Genomic DNA, 16,963 nt, shown 5'->3' on the forward strand with positions numbered 1-16,963 from the left:
ACCAAGCGCTAGGAACAGCTGCCGCCTACGCCTGCATCGCCCAGGCAGGAACCGGTGACCTGCAGATCCCGGCGGTCCTCGTCAGCAAGACCATCCGTGAAACAACCGTCAACATCACCGGAAAGGCACCTTCCCTCGTCCCGGGTCTCGAATTCCCCATCGTCGTCAACCACACCAAACCGACTGAACGCGTCACCAACCCGGGAGGAATCGGATGAGACTCACCCGATGGATATCCCGCGCCCGCCGAGATGACCGGGGCGACGTCACGATCGAGCTGTGCCTCGCGGTCGTCATCCTGATTGTGCTCCTGGGCTGGATGTATGCGTACGGCGTCAACCGCCAGGCGCATCAGAAGGTCGAACACGCCGCCACCGAGGGTGCCCGTGCAGCCTCACTCGCCCGCACCATCGCCACAGCCACCCCTCTGGCGTACCAAGCAGCGGCCGACAGCATGAACGGACAAGGCCTCAAGTGCGCCACCATGAACGTCAACGCCGATACCAGCGGATTCCGCACCAGACCCGGTGTCCCCGCCACGGTCGAGGTCACCGTAACCTGCCAGGTCTCCTTCGACGCACTCGGATGGCCCGGAGTCAATGGTGCCCGCACCGTCACCGCTACCGCAATCTCGCCGATCGATACCTACCGGGAGCGCACCCGATGACCAACGCCCTGCGTAAGCGACTCACCTCCCACCTGCCGGAGGAGCACCGCGACAAGGGCGCCGTCACCCTGATGACGGTGCTCTTCGCCCCAGTCCTGATCTTTTTCGTCTGGGGACTGATCGTCGACGGCGGCGGCATGCTCACCACCGACCAGCGAGCCGACAACGTCGCCGAGGATGCCGCCCGAGCAGCCGGTCAGCAGATCATCGGATCGGTGAGCGCCCGCGGCATCGACACCGTCGTCGACCCAGTCCGCGCGACGGCAGCCGCCAAGAGATACCTGTTCGAGGCCGGCGTCGACGGCGACGTGATCCCCACCGGCCCACGCACCCTCCTGATCACGACCCGCATCGTCTACAACTCGAAACTTCTGCCATACCCCAGAACGAAACTGCTCGTCGGCACGGCCGCTGTCAATCTCAACCGCACCAACGCCGGGGAGGTGTACATACCGTGAGCGCAAACACCGCGCGGTCCCGCCTTGCCGGACTCGGCTACCTCCTGATCCTGGTGATGCTTGTCGCCGGGATCCCGGCCGCGCTCTGGGCGCTGCGCGGCAATCCGCTCGACATACCGTGGTCGGATTTCGCAGGTCTGCTCGCAAGTCCAGACGACGGCAGTCTTCTCATCGCCCTTCTTCCCCTTGTCGGCTGGGCGGCCTGGGCCACCTTCACCGTCCCGATTCTGCTCGAACTCGCGGCGACACTGCGCGGCGTCAAAACGCCGAAGCTGCGCCTTCTTCGCTCACAACAGCGGACGGCGACGTTCCTCGTCAGCGGCGCCCTCTTGCTCCTGACCGCCGGAACCGCCACCGCCGCACCCGACCTGACCCAGCCTGCGGACGTGGGAAGCACCTCTCCGTACGCACCGCACTCACAGCAGGAAGATCCGAGCGCCTCACCGCAGACGCAGGTGGATCCGCGGGCTACCCGGGTGGCGGTACAACCGGCGGGGCCGACAGTGACGACCCTGCGGGGAGACACCCTGTGGGGATTAGCCCAGCAGCATCTCGGAGAGGGCCGCCGCTACGCCGAGATCCTGGACCTCAACCGGACCGCTGTCCCCGAGCCAGGGTTTCTGCCCGAAGGGTTGACCCTGCAGCTGCCCGCATCCCAGCCCGAGGTGGTACGCGGCGCCTATACGGTCAAGCAGGGCGACACCCTGTGGGATATCGCCGAGCGAGAGCTCGGCGACCCTTTGCGTTTCAAGGAGATCACGACTCCCGACGGCACCCCGGCTGGCGAGCTGATCACGGTCGGCCAGCAATTGATCATGCCCACCGCCGCCTCCGCGGCGGCTGACGCTACGCCGGCGCCGGCCTTGGTGCCGCCGGCTGATGCTGTTCCGGCTCCGGCTCCGGCTCCCGCTCCGGCTCCCGCTCCCGCTCCGGAAGCTGTTCCGGCTCCCGCTCCGGCGCCCGCGCCTGTGGATGTCGCCCCCAACTGGCAACTCGACCCCGTCGAGCCTCAAATGCCTGCCGACCTCGTCACCAATGACGCGCCGGCAGAGACCGATACCGAGGACGGCTCATCCGACGTCGTGTTCATCGGTCTCGGAATCTCAGCGGTTGCTGCAGCTGGACTCACCGGGCACCTCGCTCTTCGTCGCCGCAAGCAACAACATCGCCGCCGCCGCGGCGAGCGCATCGCCCTTCCCGCCGAAACCGCGATCCAGGCGGAGCAAGCACTCACGGCCGCCGCTGATCCGCTCACCACCACCCATGTCGACATCGCATTGCGGCACCTCGCGCACCACTGCAGGTCCACGGGTATCGCTCTGCCGGGCCTGCTGGCGGTCTTCGTCGGTGACAACGACATCGAGCTCGGACTCGTCGAACAGGTCTCACTCCCCGCGCCTTGGACACAGATCGACGACACCACCTGGTCAGTAGATCCGAGAGCGTTTCCGCGCGGCGTTCCCGAGGCCGAGATCAGTCCGTACCCGGCGCTGACGGCAGTCGGAACCAGCGACGACGGTCGCGACCTCTTGCTCAACCTCGAACAGCTCGGCCACCTCGCCATCAGCGGCACCCCGACTGCAACAGCCGGGGTGCTGCGTGCGCTCGCCGTCGAGCTCGCAGTCTCGCCCATCGCCGACAGCCTCCACCTCAACCTCGTCGGATACTGCGCCGACCTGCCGGAGGCAATCGACAACGGCCGCATCACCCACTCCGAGGACGCCGACACGGTACTGACGACACTCGCCAATCACGTCGAACGCGACTCCGAAATCCTCGCGGACAACGACTTCGAGTCAATCGCGCAGGCACGCACGTCGTACACCACCAGCGAGCTGACCGCACCCGAGATCGTTCTGATCGCCGATCCGGTGACCGAGGCACAGGCCGGGCTTCTCGCTGGCATCGCACGGCACGCACCCCGAATCGCGTTCGCCGCAGTGACCACCGAGAGCGCACATACCAACGCCACATGGACCCTCGAGGTCGACGACAACGGCTCGGCCGTCCTTGCTCGTCCAGGAATCGCGTCGGCCGGCATCACAGTGACCACCCTCGATGAGGAGAGCTACGCGTCTGTCCTAGACCTACTGACCACCACCTCACGCGAACCTCGCGTTGCCCACACGGGCGATAACCTTGACATTCGATGGGAAGCAGCCCGTCTCGACAACGACATCTCGACCGACGAGTTCATCACCAGCTCCGATCCCGCCACCTTCAGCGTGGTCGGGAACGAGGACCTCGACCATGCCGTCGACCGACCAGAGCCGTCCGATTCGGATGAGGTCACCGCAGAAGGCGAGCTGCCGGAGGCGGATCACATCTGGATCAGGCTGCTCGGCGAACCCGCCGTCACACCCCCGTCACCAGGGCCGGCCGAAGGCCGAGAGAAGAGCCTGACCGAAATCGCCGCGCTTCTCATCACCACTGATGGCGGAGTTCTCGCCGCGGACATCGACAGCAAAATCTGGCCCCATGACGTCGAAGCCGCCAGAACCGGCACAGCCGAGCAGGAGAAAGAAGCGAAGGCCCGGCTCCGCCGGCGCCGCAACGAAGCGCTCTCTCGCCTGCGTAAGTGGCTCGGTGACACCGAGACCGGTGAACCCGCCCTCATCAAGTCCGGAGATCGAACCGGCCGGACCCCGCAACGGCTCCACGACGCCGTCACGACCGACTGGGACTACTGGCAGGAACTCGTCAATTCCCATCCCGCTGACGTCGACACCGCCCGACTATCCGCCGCACTAGCTCTGGTCACCGGTCAACCTTTCAGTAGCGATGACCCCACCGCCTACGGGTGGGCCGACCACACCAAGCAAGACATGATCTCCGCCGTTACCGACGTCGCCGAGGAGCTCGCCACCCGCTACATCCGCGGCCAACAAGTTCCCCAGGACCTCGCGGCTGCACACGCCGCCGCGGAGACGGGCCTCGAGGTCGACATCGTCCACGAAGGGTGCTGGCGTGCGGCGATCATCGCCACCCACTTCTCGGGTGACACCGAGACCACCCAAAGGTTGATCGATCGCATGATCACCGAGCTCGACGCCCTCGAAGAAGAGCCCGAACACGAAACCAAGATGCTCTTGAGTCAGCTCGACTCCACCTACGGGAGCCACTACCGGATCGGAGCAGCATCATGACGCGCCGCATCGCCGCACTGGCGACACTCACTGCCGCGATGTGCCTGAGCGCCAGTTGCAGCATCCTGACCCCAGAACCGGTCACCCTCGAAACCAACGCCGGACCCACGTTCACCGGGCCGCCCGGCTCCGGAAAGTCCCCCGAGCAACAGGCCGGTGAAGCCGCACTGGTGAAGGTCAACGAGTACTACACGGTGCTCGCGCGTCTGAGTGCCGATCCCGCCGCCAACCCCGCAGATCTCGACAATGTCGCGGCCGGCAACTTCCTTCAATCGACGAAGCGGGACATCACCGCGCATCGCATCGAGGCGGACGCAGGCGAGGTCAAGGTTCTCAAGAACACCATCACCCGCCACAACATCCCGATCGACGAAAACGGCATCCCTACGCCCGGCACCGCGACCATCGAGATGGACGTCTGCCTCGCCCGCGCTACCGACGTTCTCGAGCTCGGGAAGCCGATCCTGACGAACACCGCTTGGCCCGACCCAGCAGGATGGAGAGTCACAGCCGACTACACACTGCCCGGTACGCCCTGCAACGCCGGACTCTTCTAGGAGATACGACTATGGCACACACCACCATCCGCCGAACCGCCGTCGCCGGCCTGGCTGCGACGACCCTATTGGTCGGCGTGACCGCCTGCTCCGACAACGACGCTGCGGATCCGACGGTAGAGCTCACTGTCACCGGTGACCCGGCGTTCGAGGGTCCCGACGGGGCGGACACGTCGAACAAGACTCCTGACGAGTTGGCACGGGAACAGGCGCTTGCGAAGGTCAATGACTTTTACGCTGTCGTGGGCAAGCTTGATGGCGATCCCGCAGTGCCGATTGAGCAGCTCGACACCGTTGCCGGTGGTCCCGTGCTGGATAGCTGGCGGGGAGATATCACCCTGCGTCGATCGCAGAACGTGGTCGGAGCGGGCGACGTCAAGGTTGTCGATGCGAAGATCACCGACGCCGGCATACCTGTAGGCGACGACGGCAAGGCTATCTCCGGGCCCGCCTGGGTCCACGTGCGCGCCTGCACCGACATCTCCGGTATGACCTGGACGAAGTCAGACGGTAGTCCCGCCTACGACGTCAACCGGCCGCAGTTTGTGCTCGCCCAGTTGACCGTCCGGAATGCGGATTGGCCCGATGCAAACGGCTGGCGAGTCACCAGCGATGCAGCTGCCCGATACGCGCCGTGTGATGCACCATAACCAAGGAGAACACATGCCAAATCGTCGTCGTTTTCATGCGGCCGTGATCGGCGCGCTCGTTCTGGGGAGCCTGGTTGCGTCGCCACACTCAGCGCTTGGACAACCCGGCTTCGGTTCTGGAGGAATAGACGTCGCTCCCGGTTCCGGAAATCTGGGTGCGAACATTGTCGTTCAAGGCAGCTACATCCAGGTACCTTCGGCGTCGCCTGGCTCCGGCGGCTCCTCAGGGGCGAGTGCAGCGGGGACGGGCGGCGGTGGGTCTGGATACAGCGGTGGTGGTGACGTCGTGGCCGCTCCTACGGGACCTCCGGTTCGGGAGCAGTTGAAGGCGTGCGGCCGATTCACAGACTGCGTTCCGCTGAGTCCGGATGTGGGTATGCCGGCCACCCCGGTGAGCATGGCGCAGGTCATGAATGTGGTGGGAACAGCCGTGACCGGGATGCAGCTTGAGGAGCCGCCGATGTGCTGGACGCCGGAACCCGCCAACTTCCCGGGTGGCAGAACAGGCCTCGTCGGCCGAGAGGCCTGGGCGTGGTACTGCCCAGATCAGATCCGGGAGAGCACCGTCGGCCCCGTGACACGTGTCGTCCCCGGTCCGGGAGGCGTCGTGGTGACCGCCACAGCTGTCAACTCGAGTGTCACGATCAACTGGGGGGACGGGTCCCTCCCGACAATCTGCCCGGGAGCGCTTCTGCCGTTCACCCCGTACAACGACCTGATCGACGCCAGTCCGCTGACCCCACCGAGTGGATTGCCATCCCCGACATGCGGTCACCACATCGAGAAGACATCGATCATGCAGCCCGGCGGCGTGAACAACGTATCGGCGACGGCGGCCTGGATTGTGAACTGGACAGCAGTATGGCCAGGTGGCGGAGCAGGTGGAGTCGTGCCTGTTCCGTTGACCTCCAACTACCAACAGCGAATCGGTGAGCTACAGGTGCTGGTTACGCCCAATTGATTCGACGTGGACTCCGTTCGATGTTGGTGCGGCGTCGGTCCGGTCAGAAACTCAGTGGCGCTGGACGCGCAGGACTGAGTCCCCGGATCGATGCCCTCGCGTCGCTGCGGTGTCGACGTCGCGAGCTGTGCAATGAGCCGTGAAGTAGCTCTGATCAGGAAGTGGTGCTGCTGCTGGAGTTTGATTGCAAGATCGAGTGAGCGTGTGATGGAGAAGCCCACTGCTACGTTCTGGCTCGCTAATGAGGAGACGAGTTGTCGTCTCCTGCGGAAACCAACAGAACGGAGAACAGCATGACCGTAGAGCAGGCGGTTACGACCACTTCCGCAACCAAGCCGGTGAGCACCCTTGCGCAGAAGGTCGCGGCCGTCGCGGCCGTCGCGATCGCCTTGTTGATCGTGCTCGGCGGCTTTCTCATTGGGACAATGGTCTTCGCCGCGGCGGAGGGCGTTGATCGAACGATCTCGAACCTGGCAGATGTAGACGACCCACGAGTTGTACGACAGGCGATCTGCCTGCCGTACTCCGATTTCGTTCTTCGGCAACATCAGGCAGGCCTGTCTACATCGCAGATCCAAGGCGTGCTGGATTATGCCGGACACGACGGAGAGGGCAGCGCAGTCGACAACTCGGATGTCTGCGGCAGCCCGCAATCTATTCTCGACGCGGCGGGGATCAAGTAGGTAGTCAGACGGCAGGCTGCCCCACGGCACTTCCACAGGCGTTCAACTTGGGGAGTACGTAGCCACCCGCGCTGATGAGTATCGAAGACGCCCGCCACCAGTCTTTATGGTGGCGGGCATGCGTCGAGCGATTGACGAACCGCTAGAGTTACTGGTGTTCTGGTGATCATCCCCCCAATTTTGTTCCCAGAACCCCCCTCTGCCCCGGCGTCAACTTGGGTTCTATCGGTCGTCGCAACACCCGACATTTCAGGGTGGCGATGGAATTCGAAATACGGAAGCAACGAGGCCCCTTGCGTGGCGAGACCTTGCATCGGGAACGGCGCGCCTATTTTGATCTCGTGAACAAGGGCGTGAGTAGTCAAGAAGCCTGCCGAATCGTCGGGATCAACTACCGAACCGGTAAGCGCTGGCGCAACGGACACAAACCCACCGGCGGCCACCCGGGAGCTCCGCCGGTTGCGACATCCGCGCTGCACACGGAGTCGGGACGATACCTCGGCACCACCGAACGTATCCGTATCGCCGACCGGCTCCGGGAAGGGTGCTCGCTGCGACAGATCGCCGTCGAGTTGCATCGGAGCCCCTCGACGATCAGCCGGGAGATCCGCCGCAACAGTGATCCGTCCGATGGGCAGTACCGGCCGTATGCCGCCCAGCAACGTGCCGGCGCACGCCGCCCAAGACCCATGAGTGCAGCGTGGGGCGTGGATGAGCTGCCCAGCTCGACAGTTCTGCCCCGCAGCACATCCGGACAGCGGGGATCGTCTCGCTCAGAAATTCAGGTGGCGTGCGAGACGGCTGATCGGATGGGTTTCGACATTCGCGGGTCGACCGGGCCCGATGATGCGCACGCCACCGCTCACTCGGACGTGGGCCTCGCCGTCGATGCGGACCGTGGTGGTGTCGGTGGCGGCGATCAGAGTTTGACCGTTGGCGTGGACGTGGCAATGACTGTGCGCGAAGACGATGGCGCTGTCTTCTGCGCGGATCCTGGCGTTGTCGGTGCCGACGATATGGCTCTTACCGCGGGCATCGACGGTGCTGTCGTCGAACGCTTCGATGTGAGCATGTTCGTAGGCAGTGACCCTGGCGTGGTTGGACGCTTGGAGGAAGCACCGGCCGGCGGCTGCGATGGAGCCGCCGGCGATTCCCGCGCAGGTTTGTCCGATAATTTTGACCTCGACTTGGCTGGGGATGTGACCAAGGTCCAGCCAGTTCTCCGGGTCGGCGTCGATGACGACGGTTTTCGCCCCGGCGGCGAGGCGCTTGGTGTATTCCGCATAGCTGCGGACCGGCGATGCGGAGCGGTCACGATGCGGCCGGCGTGAGTTGCGCGTGGATTTCTTCACTGGTGCCCCCATGAGTCAATAGTGCCTTCGTCTGGTGTCGTTCGTGCGAGCGCTGATGCCGGCGCGTCGCGCGTGGGTTGCACGAGGTTCGGTGTGCCGCGGTGTTCTGTGTCAGTCGCCGATCTTGACGGCACTCCCGGTCGGGTCGACGCATTGCAGATAGGAGTCGGCGTGTGATCGGTCCGGAAGGTAGGGCCGGCTGCAGTTCCAAGCGTCGATGACAGCGAATCGCCCTTGTCCTTGTGCGGCGACCGTGCGGTCGTTGAGGTAGCGATCACTGGTGCTCAGTGCTGCTGGGCAGCTCGGAGTTCCGGCGATGATGATCACAGGTGCAGTCGCACCGTTCAGGTTGTTCGTGACGATTCCGCACTGAGCGCTCGTGGGCGGCAATGCGGTGGCCTGCGTAGTCGTCGCCGGCTGTGTCTCGGATGGCCGGGTCTGAGCGTCGGCCACGCCGGGCTGACCTTGATCAACGGTGGGGTTCGTCGACCACTCGACGCGTGTGGCAGCAGCAGCTGGTTCGGCTGACGGGGATACGGTCTCGGCTTCTGTGCTGCTGCACCCGGTGAGGATGGCGGCCGTGATGAGGGACAGTGCAGCAAATTCCGTGGTGGTTCGTCGATTCACGAGTACTCGCTTCTATTCCAGTCCGACAGGGAGGACGCAATGTCGAGCCCAGTGATGTGTGATGACCCGGACAAAACGACGCCCGGCGCGACCACCGCCGCACCAGCGGGTCAAGCTGCGGTTTCTCGAAGGGCCCTTCCAGTGGGCGGGCTCTCGCATGGGTTCGGTGGTGCTGAGACTGTCCACGTGGACGGCTAGTGTCGATCTATCCCTTATGTCTGTCGCACAGTTGCGGAGGAGTGCCCAAGATGACCGAACCGACGTCCGAGCTGGCGGGCAGTGGTCCCAGCGAGGAGCCACAATCGCCGGCCGTCGGTGCTGAAGATGCGGCAGGGCAACGCAGTGATCATCTGTCGGCGACCGTGTACGCGCCTGCTGGGATTGTCGTCGTCGCGAGTGTGGTGGTGTGGTTCGCGGTTCGGTGGCTTGATGCCGAATACGGCACAACAGGGCTGTGGTGGGCTGCAAGCGCCTGCGCTGCAATTGGTGCGGCGTTGAGTGCGGCAATAGCGCCGATGATGGCCCGGTTGTGTAAGGCGGTCGATATTCCCTCAGAGGCAACCGGCCGGCGGATCGTTCCTGCGGCTACGACCGCGGGAATGTGGTTTGGCGCCGTGCTGCTCGCCGGCGGCGACGCGATCTTGACGGCCTGGCTTGCACTGAGCCTGCTGGGCGTGTGGGCAGCGTGGATCGATCACTTCACGCTGCGGTTTCCGCTGACCTTGATCCGGTTGACCACCGCAGTGGGCCTGATGTTCGGGGCATTCGCCGTGGCGGTGGATCAAGATCCTGCGGCAGGTAGGCGCGCGCTTCTCGCCGGCATGCTGGTGTTCGCGTTCAACCTTGCCTTCGCGATCGTCACCCGCGGCTACCCCGGGCTCGCCGACGTGCGGCTGAGTTTCATTCTGGGTGCTGCCCTGGGATGGGTCGGATGGATGAATGTGCTCTCAGGGATGTTGCTACCGAACGTCCTCGCGCTCGTGGTGATGCTGTGGGTGAAACTTATCGGACGCCGGAAGGATTTGGGGGAGTTCGGTTTCGCCCCCTTCCTCATCGCCGGAACCGCGCTGGCGATCGCGGTCCCCCCGATGTGGTGGATCGTCTGGATCTAAACGCCGCAAGGAGTCCTAGGTTTCTCCTGGTGGTGGTGGCAAGTTCAACCGCGCCGAGGTGCGATGCGGATGAACGTCTAGGGGGACGGTCTGGGCGTTCCCGAACAACAGGGAAGGAAAGGGGAGGGGAGTGAGTGATATACGGGTAAGGCCGATTTTCTATCGTGACGAGGTTCTTCGTCTTGTTGCTGTGGGAAGTGTCTCGTTAGCGTGTGCTGTCGGTGTGGCGTTGTGGGCGCTCATGGTTGTCGACGTTCAGGGTGCGGCAACCGGGTGGTGGGTAGGGGTCGGTTGTTGGGTCGGCTATCTTGGGTTGACGCTCCCAATTTTCCTAGCTTATTCCCCGAATAACATCGACTGCATCAGGTTCCTCGTTGGGCATTACGCGATTGTCGTGAGCTTGGGCGTCATCGCGACTTTGCGTCTATCGCACGGGGAGTCGATCGCGCCCTCATCGACGGGGATGTGGGCGGCGGTTGCTGGAGTGACCGTCTTCATTTTTTCGGTCGCCTCTGTTTTAGCTGTGAGGGAGCTTGATGCGGCTCGGCGTCGTGGACATAGGGCGACGCGGTTGACCGATCCGACACTACCTGCGCAGCTGATCGGCATTCGCGAGTTGGTGCTCGAACTTGCTGCTGCTACCGAGGGTTCGGACTCACAACGAGGTTGCGGCGAGCGGCTGCGGGAGGCCGTCAAAGGGTTGCGTCTAGTTTTCGGGGATGTCTATCCGTTGACGATTAACTTGGTGGCGTGGTTCCTTCTGAGGGGAAAACCAGCCCCCGTTCCAGCGGAGGAGGTGGACGAGTTGCTTGCGACCATCGATCAGAGGTTGCTGATTCTCGCTTCGGTTCCGTACGAGGAGGGAACAAGTTTGGGCGCGTGGATGGATGAGTACGAAACGGCGGCGAGCAGGTTTCGGAAAGTGTATCGGCGACCACCGATCCGAAATTGAGTGTCTGAGCGGGGTGGTGATGCCGTGATCGGCGCGCGATCGAACGTGTTCTTCGGCTGAGGTGTCGAGGGCCGGGTGACGGGTTTCGAGATTGGGCGGTGTTTTCGGTATGGACGATGCGGACCGATCCGCCCCGATGCCGTCGATCGTTCAGACGGAACTGCCGTGTGAGTTCTGCGCGGAGCATCCTCAGTACTTCCCCGGTGACCCCGTCGGCTTCGTGCGTGCGGCCCGCTGGGCGGTGGTCGTCAAGGATTGCTGCCACTTCGACGCTCGCGTGGACTACCTCCTGTGTGACGAGCACTGGGCAATGATCCGACACCAACAGCTGCCCGGGCAGTGCCCTCGGTGCGGGGCGATCGCCTACTCAGTAACGGACATCGTGTGTACCGAGATCCCTCTGGGAAGGACGGTCGATGGGGCGTGGCCGGTGATCGGTCGATAGGCGCGGAGCCACCGTGTCGTTGACCGGCAGACTGGCCTTCAAATAGGACGGCCGCCGCCCCAACGGTGTTCCGGGCGCGGACATCATGCTGAGCGATGTCGGCCTGTGGATGGAGACCCATCGGTTCTGTCCAACGACATGTCACACAACCCCAGTTGTGGGGATCTTCCTCCAGATGATGGGGAGTGGTGGCACTTCCTACGACGGAGGTGCGTCTGTTGTGGCGGAGTTGCCGATCGCTCGCGGTCCAGGTGGGGCAGTCAAGGTCCGGACCTATGGTCCTCGCAATTGCTGTCGTGAGGACTAAGGAGTGGTACCGATGAATGTTGAGGTTCGCCGTATCCACCCGACGGATGCGAAGAAAATCCGCCGCCACCTTCATTCAGAGTCGCTCACCGGGCGTCACCGCGCGGACCAGTATGGATGCGGATGGTTGGCTCGAGGTCTGGATGGCCAGCGATGAGGGCCCCCGGGGATCGCACACGCCTCGTCCTCACCGCCGACGGCACCTCTCTTGCGGTGCGTGAGATCGGATCCCGGATGGCGCCGGTCACTGTGATTTTCGCGCACGGATTCTGTCTCCACATGGACGCCTGGGCACCGCAACGGGCCTACCTGGCCGAGGCCTGGCGGGGGCGTGCCCGGTTGGTCTTCTTCGATCACCGCGGCCATGGTGGATCCGGCGCGGCTGACACCGACAGTTACACGATCAGCCAGCTTGGACGGGACCTGGATGCGGTGATTCGCACGGTGGCGCCAAAGGGTCCGATTGTCCTCGTCGGGCACTCGATGGGCGGGATGGCCGTGATGTCCTACGTCGCCCAGCACCAGGAGGCCGCGGCCGCTCAGATCGTGGGAGTCGGGTTGATCTCGACCGCCGTCGACAATGTCGCCGGCGCCGGCATCGGGCGCGCTCTGAATACACCGGCGGTGACGTTGTTGCGGACGGCATCAGCTCACGCCCCAGGGCTCGTCGGGCGCAGCTGGAATCTCTCACGTCGCATCTTGTCGCCGGTGGTCGGCGCAACTTGCCCGCTTGCTCCGAGTGCACGTGTCCGTGCCACCGCCACGTCCTACGGGATGGTCCACGCGACGCCGATCGCCACCGTGGCCGCCTTCCTGCGTGACCTGCGGATCTACGACGCCTCCCCGGCGCTCGACGTGCTCGCGAAGGTGCCGGCGTCGATCATCTGTGGAACCCGGGACAGGGTGACCCCGATCGGGCACTCACAGCGACTCGCGGCGGCTCTTCCCCTCGCCGAACTGATCCCGGTGAGCGGAGCGCGGCACATGGTCGGACTCGAGCGCCCGGACGTGGTGAGCGAGAGTCTAGATCGACTGCTCGGCCGCGCGGTCGGGCGCCGCGAACAGGACACCACCCGCAGATCCAAATCCGACCTCGTCGGGGCGTGAGATCTGCGCGTGCCTGAGACCTGACGAGACAACCACTGATGGGAGAAGTGTTGAGTAGTCACCAGGACGTTGACCTGTCATCCGGCCAGGAGCACCACCTGGCGGACGAGCTCGTTCACCGCGGCGCGAGGTCGTCCACACGCCATGTTCTGAACCGGCTGGCAGGGTGTGGTGTGCAGGTCGAGGTGCGGAACCGGTGCATCGATCTGCATCACGAACCGAGGACCTACAACCCATGGCAAGATGCCACCTATTGCCGCTGCGGTCACATCCGATGGGCCGGCGAGCATGCGCAGTGCGACACCGCCGTCGCAACATTCGAGGTTTTCCCTCCTCACCCCTCGAGGAGGCCGGATCCACGGACCTATCCCGGAAAGAATGACACCGAATCGCGGCAGGTCAGCGAGCAGCGGTCCATCGGGCGAAGCGAGCTGCGCCGATGATCCCGGCAGAAGCGGGCGACCCCGCGGCCCGCGCTGTTCTGGACCTGATCGACCGCGTCGAGATCGACCCCGGGAGCGACCAGTTTCTCACGGCGCTCGACCGTATCCACTTACAACTCCTCTCGCCGAGGGTGGCCACGATCGTCACAAAGCGAGCGGAGCTGGGTTTTACCGCCCACGACGTGAATTCCTATCCCCGACGGAATATCTGGCGCACGCAGGTCCCGTTCGGGAGGACGAACGGCGGTGTCGTTGTCGAGATTCCCCTCGTCGTGATCGCACCCGTTCTGATCGGCATGATTCCTGTCCTACTCAACATGAATCCGCTGTTTCAGTCGCCGGTCACGGATCTGACGGTACTCATCTCCGCGGCTGCAGGTGTGGAGGTCCTCGCGATGTGGTGGTGGATCCGCCGCGATCCCCTCAGGCTGACCGCGGCGGACAAGCAGATGATCCGCGGCAGCATTGCCAGGCTCGGTGCCTACGTCTGGGCCGGCGGCGACTTCTTCGAACTTCGTCTGGCCATGACTGCGTCCGCGATCGTCGACGATATTCGTGAAGTGCCGGCATGGAGTCACGAGGACCTCGACATCCACCGCATCCGGCTCGATATCGAGGACCAACTCCGAGTGATTCTCTGCCACTGCGGTGAGCTGGCAACTTTCCGGGTCAGCGTCGGCGAACCCACGAGGGGAGTCAGTGCCGAGGCTGACGCGGCTCGGGCCGCCCACCACGAGCAGCGACGGTGGTTCGAACAGGTCAAAGAATCACTGATCGGGCGGGTCGCAGCGTTGTGGACGTATCACCAAGACCTACTGATGCTTCAGGACTCCGTCGGCGGTACTGCGGCTCTCGGTCGCATCGACGCTCACGCACCGGCGCTCGGGAAACTGCTGGTCAACTCGGCGAATGATGACCTCGCAGCGTCGGCAATCGGTGACCTGGCCACCGACCTGGCCGATCAACATCAGGCGCGGGAAAAGGCGCTGGCCCAGCTGCGCGGCGACGTCACCGGATTCGATCGGCGCAACTGATGGGCCGCAGCCATGATCGGATCAGCCCAGACCGCGGCGACGGTGTGTTCGATCCCGACCGGGGCGACAGCGACGTCGCCACCCGCAAGGAAGGCGCCCTGATCTCGCAGCACGCCTACGACACCCGCGCCGATCTCCGCAGCGGAGCACGAGAACTCGACACCGCCACCGAGAACCTGCCCGGATTGACCCGAGCGCAACGGGATCTCAACCGTGCCTATCCACGGCCCACGCCGGCGGCAATCGGAAACTCTCGGCTACGCCCCCAGCTGCCACCGGCGATCGAACTCCGTCGCACACTCTCGGCACGACAACGGAACACTCGATCCGCGACGAAGCGCCGCGTCCTCGACGCCATGCCGAAAGCCCAGTACACGGCGCTGGCGTCGTTGACGTCGGACCCGAAGACCTGGCGGGAGACGAACAACGCCCTCTCCTCGGTGGCCGGCGACGCTGTCGAGCTCGACGATGCTCGCCGCAAGCAGGTCCAACGAGTGGACAGGGCCATCCAACGATACGAACGCGAATCCGGACGAGGCCATCTCGTGTACACCTCGGTGAGCGTCCCCAACGCGGTCGTGAACCCGTCAGATCTGCCCTCGACGCTATCGCCGGGGACGGTCCTGTCCTTCGACCGGTTCACTGCGGCAACTCATTCGCTGCACGAGCTGGACTCGACCGCCCGGCCCACCGATGTCGTCTTCGAGATCCAGACCGACCGGGGCATGTACTACGGGCAATCTTCCCGCGTGGACAACTCGCACCACTTGCTGCCACGAGGAATGCAGCTACAGGTGGTGGGGGCTCATTTTGTGCCGTATGAGCGGCCCGGACAGCCACCGGGGGAGCGCCTGGTCGTCCAACTCGTCGATCACGAGACGCCATGACGAGTCGAGGCGGGCGTTCGAGACAGATTCAACCCACGGGAAGGAACACACAGTCATGACTGCGGATAAGCCGCGCCACCGGCGTCCCGACTTGACCTTTCATCCCGATATCTTCGCTGCGCCCGCGCAATTCAGAGTGGTGAAAGCCGCGGCACACGACGATGCGGACCAGGCCGCGGACACAACGCAAGGGAATCAAAGCTCCGGCGCCGACGCTCATACCGGACGACGAGATGGCAAGGGGCTGTGAGCAGAAAGAAAAGTCGGAGGCCACCAACACGATGGTGTGCCTCCGACTCACCCAGTGCATTCTCAGTACCCACACCCTATTTGATCTTCCGCATCCGGTCCAATTCTCTGCGCTCTATTGGCCGATGTGGATGCCCGACTGGGTTGCCCCGGTTGTGAGTTCGGTCGAGTTGTACAGGTCTCTCTCTACTGTCGGTGATCGCACGACACCCTCGCGGTCATCGAGACAGTACTTTCCGCCCTTGGCCGCCACACCCTCGGCTAGGAGACATCATGGATTTCGCATCGATCATCGTCGGCGTCGCAGTGGCCGGCGCATCAGCTGCCCAGGGCGGCGGAGTGGACCCGGCGATCACCGACAGCGTCACGGCGGTCGCACAGGAACTACCGCCAGCTCTCGCCCAGTATGTCCCGGACCCGGACCCGGAGCCCTATCTCGACGACGCGGCTCGGGCAGTGCAGCAGGCGCAGGAGCAGTTGCCCGCCGAGTGGCAAGCCGAGATCGAAAACGCCATTCCACCGGAAGTCCAGGATGCCGCTGCAGGCGCCAGGGAACAGCTCCCGCCCGAGGCCCAGGGTCTGATTCCCGAGGTGGTCCTGGCCGCCCCCAGTCCAGGACCCGGGCCCGCCGGCGGTGTCGCTGACCCGGCGGGACCCGCAGCTCAGGCACCGTCATCGACTTCGCAGCAGGAGACGAATCCGATATTCTTGCCTCCTGTCGTCAGCGAAGCACCCACCACTGCGGCAGGCATCCCCTTCCTGACAGGAATGCTCGCCCCGACCGCAGTCAGCGATCTGACCTTCGATCCCCGCTTTCCCCGCAACCTCGAGTTCGCGCGTGCGGTCATCGAAGCTGCGATGCGTGCGATCGGACTGCCCTACCAATGGGGCGGAGGCCTTCTCACCGGACCGTCGATGGGCGACGGCACCGGCGGAGCTACCGCCGGCTACGACTGCTCAGGGCTCACTCGCTTCGCCTACTACACTGGCACCGGAGGCACGAAGGTCTTGCCCCGCACCTCACAGGAACAGTTCCGCGCAGGCCAACAGATCAGCATGGACCAAGCCCAGCCCGGTGACCTGCTGTTCGGGAACTGGCAGGCAGACGGAGCCAACCACGTCGCGATCTACCTCGGCGGCGGAAAAATGCTCGAAGCACCGCAGATCGGCCAGCTCATCCAATCCAGCGCCGTCCGCCCGGACATGATCCCCGCACGCTTCCTGTGACCATCGGGGACAGTGCCCTGCGCTTGATCCCGAAGCGGAACAATACGATCGCCACTATAGACCCAGACCGGTCACAAGTCGTGTCGCGACGTGCGGCACG

The 16,963-nt window shown here is 64.3% G+C and carries 15 protein-coding genes and 2 pseudogenes; 15 read left to right on the top strand and 2 right to left on the bottom strand.

Translation table 11 applies throughout. From position 1 onward, the window contains the following. The 8 genes and pseudogenes from CA951_RS31290 to CA951_RS31330 form a co-directional block, all read left to right on the top strand. A pseudogene (locus CA951_RS31290) lies at positions 1-218 on the top strand (hypothetical protein); the annotation flags it as partial. Beyond that, complete coding sequence (locus CA951_RS31295) at positions 215-667, top strand: TadE/TadG family type IV pilus assembly protein (protein ID WP_087560571.1); 453 nt, start codon at positions 215-217, stop codon at positions 665-667. The pseudogene CA951_RS31290 and the gene CA951_RS31295, both read left to right, overlap by 4 nt. After that, the gene (locus CA951_RS31300) at positions 664-1,125 is read left to right on the top strand and encodes a TadE/TadG family type IV pilus assembly protein (protein WP_087560572.1); all 462 of its coding nucleotides are present in this window, start codon (positions 664-666) and stop codon (positions 1,123-1,125) included. The genes CA951_RS31295 and CA951_RS31300 overlap by 4 nt, the downstream gene beginning before the upstream one ends. Continuing rightward, on the top strand, positions 1,122-4,271 hold the full coding sequence (locus CA951_RS31305) for a LysM domain-containing protein (RefSeq protein ID WP_087560573.1): 3,150 nt from the start codon (positions 1,122-1,124) through the stop codon (positions 4,269-4,271). The genes CA951_RS31300 and CA951_RS31305 overlap by 4 nt, the downstream gene beginning before the upstream one ends. After that, positions 4,268-4,828 carry a hypothetical protein gene (locus CA951_RS31310; RefSeq protein ID WP_087560574.1) on the top strand — a complete coding sequence of 187 codons (561 nt, stop codon included), beginning with the start codon at positions 4,268-4,270 and terminating at the stop codon, positions 4,826-4,828. Before CA951_RS31305 ends, CA951_RS31310 begins: the two co-directional genes overlap by 4 nt. Before the next feature lie 11 nt (positions 4,829-4,839). Next, positions 4,840-5,478 (top strand): hypothetical protein, encoded by a 639-nt coding sequence (locus CA951_RS31315; RefSeq protein ID WP_087560575.1) that lies wholly within the window; start codon positions 4,840-4,842, stop codon positions 5,476-5,478. Between the two features lie 1,254 nt (positions 5,479-6,732). Continuing rightward, entirely contained in the window at positions 6,733-7,122 is a 390-nt protein-coding gene (locus CA951_RS31325) for a hypothetical protein (RefSeq protein WP_087560577.1), read from the top strand. A gap of 260 nt (positions 7,123-7,382) precedes the next feature. Next, positions 7,383-7,727, top strand: a pseudogene (locus CA951_RS31330) (helix-turn-helix domain-containing protein); the annotation flags it as partial. 168 nt (positions 7,728-7,895) lie between these two features. Here the strand turns inward: CA951_RS31330 and CA951_RS31335 are convergent. Then, positions 7,896-8,486, bottom strand: coding sequence for a hypothetical protein (locus tag CA951_RS31335; RefSeq protein WP_087560578.1), 591 nt, complete (start codon positions 8,484-8,486; stop codon positions 7,896-7,898). Positions 8,487-9,349: 863 nt separating this feature from the next. Here CA951_RS31335 and CA951_RS31345 point away from each other — a divergent pair. The 3 genes from CA951_RS31345 to CA951_RS31360 all read left to right on the top strand — a co-directional run bounded on the left by CA951_RS31345 (position 9,350) and on the right by CA951_RS31360 (position 13,023). Then, positions 9,350-10,213 carry a hypothetical protein gene (locus tag CA951_RS31345; RefSeq protein ID WP_087560580.1) on the top strand — a complete coding sequence of 288 codons (864 nt, stop codon included), beginning with the start codon at positions 9,350-9,352 and terminating at the stop codon, positions 10,211-10,213. Between the two features lie 130 nt (positions 10,214-10,343). Then, the gene (locus tag CA951_RS31350; protein ID WP_143543129.1) at positions 10,344-11,165 is read left to right on the top strand and encodes a hypothetical protein; all 822 of its coding nucleotides are present in this window, start codon (positions 10,344-10,346) and stop codon (positions 11,163-11,165) included. A gap of 904 nt (positions 11,166-12,069) precedes the next feature. Continuing rightward, on the top strand, positions 12,070-13,023 hold the full coding sequence (locus CA951_RS31360) for an alpha/beta fold hydrolase (RefSeq protein ID WP_087560583.1): 954 nt from the start codon (positions 12,070-12,072) through the stop codon (positions 13,021-13,023). A gap of 77 nt (positions 13,024-13,100) precedes the next feature. On the opposite strand, the gene CA951_RS43590 is transcribed toward CA951_RS31360, so the two are convergent. Beyond that, positions 13,101-13,238, bottom strand: a complete 138-nt coding sequence (locus tag CA951_RS43590; protein WP_179220380.1) for a hypothetical protein — start codon at positions 13,236-13,238, stop codon at positions 13,101-13,103. Between the two features lie 224 nt (positions 13,239-13,462). Between CA951_RS43590 and CA951_RS31370 the strand changes: the two genes are divergently transcribed. From CA951_RS31370 to CA951_RS31385, 4 genes are all read left to right on the top strand, one after another. Then, entirely contained in the window at positions 13,463-14,500 is a 1,038-nt protein-coding gene (locus CA951_RS31370; protein ID WP_087560585.1) for a hypothetical protein, read from the top strand. After that, a complete protein-coding gene (locus CA951_RS31375) occupies positions 14,500-15,387 on the top strand; it encodes a hypothetical protein (protein WP_087560586.1) in 888 nt (295 codons plus the stop codon). Before CA951_RS31370 ends, CA951_RS31375 begins: the two co-directional genes overlap by 1 nt. 55 nt (positions 15,388-15,442) lie before the next feature. Further along, on the top strand, positions 15,443-15,637 hold the full coding sequence (locus tag CA951_RS43020) for a hypothetical protein (protein WP_143543130.1): 195 nt from the start codon (positions 15,443-15,445) through the stop codon (positions 15,635-15,637). Positions 15,638-15,909: 272 nt separating this feature from the next. Next, a complete protein-coding gene (locus tag CA951_RS31385) occupies positions 15,910-16,863 on the top strand; it encodes a C40 family peptidase (RefSeq protein ID WP_087560588.1) in 954 nt (317 codons plus the stop codon). The last annotated feature ends 100 nt before the right edge of the window (positions 16,864-16,963 follow it).

This window comes from Rhodococcus sp. NCIMB 12038 (assembly GCF_002165735.1).
In the GTDB taxonomy this organism is placed as follows: Bacteria; Actinomycetota; Actinomycetes; order Mycobacteriales; family Mycobacteriaceae; genus Rhodococcus_F.

Excerpts from the sequence above, each read along its gene's own strand:
- CA951_RS43020 (WP_143543130.1), top strand. The coding sequence starts at position 15,443 with ATGACTGCGGATAAGCCGCGCCACCGGCGTCCCGACTTGACCTTTCAT.
- CA951_RS31345 (WP_087560580.1), top strand. The coding sequence starts at position 9,350 with ATGACCGAACCGACGTCCGAGCTGGCGGGCAGTGGTCCCAGCGAGGAG.
- CA951_RS31315 (WP_087560575.1), top strand. The coding sequence starts at position 4,840 with ATGGCACACACCACCATCCGCCGAACCGCCGTCGCCGGCCTGGCTGCG.
- CA951_RS31295 (WP_087560571.1), top strand. The coding sequence starts at position 215 with ATGAGACTCACCCGATGGATATCCCGCGCCCGCCGAGATGACCGGGGC.
- CA951_RS31375 (WP_087560586.1), top strand. The coding sequence starts at position 14,500 with ATGGGCCGCAGCCATGATCGGATCAGCCCAGACCGCGGCGACGGTGTG.
- CA951_RS31310 (WP_087560574.1), top strand. The coding sequence starts at position 4,268 with ATGACGCGCCGCATCGCCGCACTGGCGACACTCACTGCCGCGATGTGC.
- CA951_RS31335 (WP_087560578.1), bottom strand. The coding sequence starts at position 8,486 with ATGGGGGCACCAGTGAAGAAATCCACGCGCAACTCACGCCGGCCGCAT.
- CA951_RS31300 (WP_087560572.1), top strand. The coding sequence starts at position 664 with ATGACCAACGCCCTGCGTAAGCGACTCACCTCCCACCTGCCGGAGGAG.
- CA951_RS31385 (WP_087560588.1), top strand. The coding sequence starts at position 15,910 with ATGGATTTCGCATCGATCATCGTCGGCGTCGCAGTGGCCGGCGCATCA.
- CA951_RS31325 (WP_087560577.1), top strand. The coding sequence starts at position 6,733 with ATGACCGTAGAGCAGGCGGTTACGACCACTTCCGCAACCAAGCCGGTG.
- CA951_RS31360 (WP_087560583.1), top strand. The coding sequence starts at position 12,070 with ATGAGGGCCCCCGGGGATCGCACACGCCTCGTCCTCACCGCCGACGGC.
- CA951_RS31370 (WP_087560585.1), top strand. The coding sequence starts at position 13,463 with ATGATCCCGGCAGAAGCGGGCGACCCCGCGGCCCGCGCTGTTCTGGAC.